This is a genomic window from Ideonella sp. P3_A4, assembly GCF_056403075.1.
Genome location: NZ_JBFUGE010000562.1, coordinates 1 through 3,917, shown reverse-complemented (window position 1 = coordinate 3,917; position 3,917 = coordinate 1). Strand labels below are relative to the sequence as shown.

Genomic DNA, 3,917 nt, shown 5'->3' with positions numbered 1-3,917 from the left:
GTGTCGCGCGGCGATGTCGTGCAGGTCGTGCATCGCATCGGAGCCGTCGAAGTGCAGGCGATCGCCAGCGCGCTTCAGGACGGGGAGCTCGGGAAGAACATTCAAGTGCGCATTTCGGCGAGCCAGTCGCTCGTTCTCGCGCGGGTCATGGCGGCTGGACAAGTGGAGTTGGTGAAATGAAGTTCGTCGGAACTTGGGTGCTGGTTGCCGCAGGGGTGTTCGGTGGGCTGCTCCACCAGCCTGTCCGGGCGCAAAGCCTGTATGACGAGTCGACGTTCAAGTCGCTGACAGCCGACCACAAGGCACATCGCGTGGGCGACGTGCTGACGATCCAGGTGGTCGAGAACGCGATGGCCACGGCCAATGCAGACACTGGAACGCAGCGGCACAACGGTCTCGGCGTCGACCTGTCGGTGACCTATCCGCGTGTCAAGGCGGCGGCGGCCAACGCCAGCGTCGGAGGCGACTTCGACGGCGGCGGCCAGACACAGCGCGCCGGCCGGCTGATGGCCCAGCTGACGGTATCCATTCGGGATGTGCTGCCGAATGGCGACTTACTGATTTCCGGCGAACAGCAACTGACGATCAACGACGAGCGGCAACGCATCGGCATCACGGGACGGGTTCGCCCGGAAGACGTTTCCGAATCGAACGTGGTGCTGTCGACGCGCGTCGCCGATGCCGACATCACCTACGTGGGTGAAGGGCACCTTGCCGACCGCCAGAAGCCCGCCTGGTGGCGTCAACTGGTCGATCTCCTGGGATTCTGATGATGATGAGAATGCGAAATTTCCTCGGCGGATTGCAGGCCCTGGTGTTGCTTACCGCCGCATTCGTCGGCACAACTGCCAGCGCCGCGGTCAATGAGGCGGCCATCCGCGTCAAGGATCTCGGCCGTATCCAGGGCTGGCGCGACAACGCGCTCGTGGGCTATGGCCTGGTGACGGGTCTCGCGGGCACCGGCGATTCGCCGTCGAATCGCGCGACCCGGCAGGCGCTGTCGAACATGCTGTCGCAGTTCAGCCAGTCGATCCCGGCGGACCAACTTCAGAGCCGCAACGTCGCCGTGGTGATGGTCACGGCTTCGCTGCCGGTGCTGGCACGCGAAGGCGACACGCTGGATGTGACGGTCACCTCCAGCGGTGATGCGCGCAGCCTGGTGGGCGGCTCGCTGCTGATGACGCCGATGCGCGCCGCCAACGGTCGAACCTATGCACTCGCGCAAGGCGCACTTGCCGTGGGCGGCTACCGCTACGACGCCAACGGCAACGTCGTGCAGAAGAACCATCCGACCGTGGGCTCGGTGCCCGGCGGGGCTACCGTCGAAGTCGGCATGCCGCGCGCCGAGGGGCCCACCACCCAAGTGACCTTCGTACTGAGCAGCCCGGACTACACCACGGCGATGAGGGTGGCCACGGCCATCAACCAAGCGGTCGGTGTATCGGTTGCCGATGCGCGTGACGCTTCGGGCATCGACATCCGCATTCCGGATGAAGATCGGGCTCGGCCGGTGAACTTCCTGGCGCGCGTAGAGAACGTGTGGGTCGAGCCGGATCGTCGCGCGAAGGTGGTGATCAACGAGCGCACCGGCACGGTGGTCGCCGGCGGTGACGTTCGCATCCAGCGGGTGGCCGTGTCGCATGGCGACCTCAAGGTCTCCATCACTACAGAGACGTCGGTGTCGCAACCCAACGTGCTGGGCGGAGCGCCCAGCGGCGTGAAGACGGCCGTCGTTACCAACAGCCAGATGGACGTCGCCGAAGGCCAGGGCGCCGCCTTCGTGGCCGGCGGCAACACCGTGGCGGATTTGGTGCAGGCGCTGGCCCGCATGCGCACCAACACGCGCGACATCATTTCCATTCTCCGGGCCGTCAAGGCCGCGGGGGCGTTGCACGCCGAACTGATCGTTCAATAGCTCAGAAGTCTTTTCAAGGCATCCACCCATGAACACCTCCAACATCGAAGCCGTCACGCTTCCGGCACTGTCGACGGCCCTTGACGCCGCCGTGATCCGGCAGCAAGTCATCGCCAACAACATCGCCAACGCCAACACCGTTGGCTTTCAGGCGCAACGCGTGAGTTTCAGCATGGCGCTCGACGCCGCCGGCCCAGTCGGTGGCGCGAGCCTGTCGCCGCGCCTCGAACCCCAGGTCACTCTCTCGGCCGACGGCGCGGTGCGACTGGACAGCGAGATGGCGGCCATGGCGCAGAACGGCGCCCACTACCAGGCGCTCATGAAGGCCATGAACCGGCACCTGTCGATCTTGGCAAGCGCCGTGAGCGACGGCAAGCGTTGAGTCCGGCAGGAGAGTGATGATGGGATATCCAAGTTCGTTCGCCATTTCGGCACTGGGCATGGACGTTGAGCGGCTGCGCGTCGACGTGGCCGCGTTGAACCTAGCCAACGCCAACGTTGCGCTGGGTGCCAACGGCGAGGGCTACCGTCCGATGCACGTCGTGGCGCGGTCGGGCACGGCCGACTTCGCCTCGCAATTCGATCAGTGGATGAAGGTGCCGACGGTCATCGTTGAGCCGACAGCCAACGCGCCGCGGCAGGTCCTTGAACCGGGCCATCCGCTGGCCGACGAGAAGGGATTCGTCAGCTACCCAGCTGTCGATCACACCGCCGAGATGATGACGATGATGAATGCCATGCGCGCCTATGAAGCGAACGTCGCGGCCATGAACATGAGCCGCACGATGGTGCTGAAGGCCCTGGACATCGGAGGAGCACAATGAGTCTGCCTGATTTCCTCGCTCCCGTGGCGGCCCTGCCTTCGGTGGAACCCGTTTCGCTGGGTGTCGCCGGTTCGCCCGCGACGTCGACCAACGCTGCGCAGGGCGCAGGCTTCTCGGAGATGGTCACGCAGGGCTTGGACCAGGTCAACGGGGCGTTGCTCGACAGCCAGGTCGACATGCAGCGCCTGGCGGCCGGCGATGTCGACAACCTTCACCAGGTGATGCTCAAGATGGAGCAGTCCCGCCTGTCGTTCCAGCTGATGCTGCAGGTGCGCAACCGGCTGCTGGAGTCTTACCAGGAAATGATGCGGATGCAGGTCTGACGCTCGCTGCAGACTTTTGTAGCGTTGCTAGGGATCGTCGAGGAAAAGAATGTCATTGAAAGCTTGGTGGGATGAATTGGGCCTTGCGGCGCGTTGGGGCCTGGGCATCGGCGTCGTGGTGATCGTCATCGCGACCGTCGTGCTCGGTTACTGGGCGTTGCACACCGAGTACGAAGTCCTGTTCTCGCGACTGTCGGCGCAGGATGCAGCGTCGCTGACCCGTGAGTTGGATCAGATGAAGGTGCCATATCGCCTTGGCGAAGACGGAACGACGATCCTCGTCGACCGCGCCACGGTGCACCAGACTCGTCTGAAGCTGATGGGCAAGGACCTTCCGCTGCAGGGTGCGGTGGGGTTCGAGCTGTTCAACAACGCTGACTTCGGCATGACCGAATTTGCGCAGAAGGTGAACTACCAGCGCGCCCTGCAGGGCGAGCTGACGCGCACCATCCTGTCGCTGGCCGAGGTCGAGTCGGCGCGCGTGCACCTGGCCTTCCCCGAAGAAGGCCTGTTCAAGCGGGAGCAAGGCCGCACCAAGGCCTCGATCACGCTCACCTTGCGCCAGGGCCGGGCCCTTCGTCGTGACCAGGTCCGAGGCATCCAGCGGTTGGTGGCGGCAGCCGTCCCGGGCGTGGAGAGCAAGGACGTCACGATCATCAACAGCCAGGGCGTGGCCTTGACGAGCGATGGTGATGATTCGGCCTCGGGCGTGGCCTCTTCGGCTCGAGTTGACGTGAAGCGCGAGATCGAGCAGTACCTCGTCCAGAAGGCCAATGCCGTGCTGGACAAGGCCTTCGGTGCCGGCCAGGCGATGGCCAGTGTCGACGCGACGCTGGACATGAACCAGGTGCGCAC

The 3,917-nt window shown here is 64.7% G+C and carries 7 protein-coding genes; all 7 read left to right on the top strand.

The features are described 5' to 3' along the window. Positions 1-180, top strand: a 180-nt coding sequence (locus tag AC1DYI_RS28970; RefSeq protein WP_477207579.1) for a flagella basal body P-ring formation protein FlgA, incomplete at its 5' end; no start/stop codon positions are given. Then, positions 177-770 carry a flagellar basal body L-ring protein FlgH gene (locus AC1DYI_RS28965; protein ID WP_477207578.1) on the top strand — a complete coding sequence of 198 codons (594 nt, stop codon included), beginning with the start codon at positions 177-179 and terminating at the stop codon, positions 768-770. The genes AC1DYI_RS28970 and AC1DYI_RS28965, both read left to right, overlap by 4 nt. Beyond that, positions 737-1,915 carry a flagellar basal body P-ring protein FlgI gene (locus AC1DYI_RS28960; RefSeq protein ID WP_477207577.1) on the top strand — a complete coding sequence of 393 codons (1,179 nt, stop codon included), beginning with the start codon at positions 737-739 and terminating at the stop codon, positions 1,913-1,915. Before AC1DYI_RS28965 ends, AC1DYI_RS28960 begins: the two co-directional genes overlap by 34 nt. A 28-nt stretch (positions 1,916-1,943) precedes the next feature. Next, entirely contained in the window at positions 1,944-2,297 is a 354-nt protein-coding gene (locus AC1DYI_RS28955) for a flagellar basal body rod protein FlgB (protein WP_477207576.1), read from the top strand. 19 nt (positions 2,298-2,316) lie between these two features. Then, positions 2,317-2,739, top strand: a complete 423-nt coding sequence (gene flgC, locus AC1DYI_RS28950) for a flagellar basal body rod protein FlgC (protein WP_477207575.1) — start codon at positions 2,317-2,319, stop codon at positions 2,737-2,739. Then, complete coding sequence (gene fliE, locus AC1DYI_RS28945) at positions 2,736-3,062, top strand: flagellar hook-basal body complex protein FliE (RefSeq protein WP_477207574.1); 327 nt, start codon at positions 2,736-2,738, stop codon at positions 3,060-3,062. The genes flgC and fliE overlap by 4 nt, the downstream gene beginning before the upstream one ends. 49 nt (positions 3,063-3,111) lie before the next feature. Next, a partial coding sequence (gene fliF, locus AC1DYI_RS28940) for a flagellar basal-body MS-ring/collar protein FliF (protein WP_477207573.1) occupies positions 3,112-3,917 on the top strand: 806 nt, incomplete at its 3' end.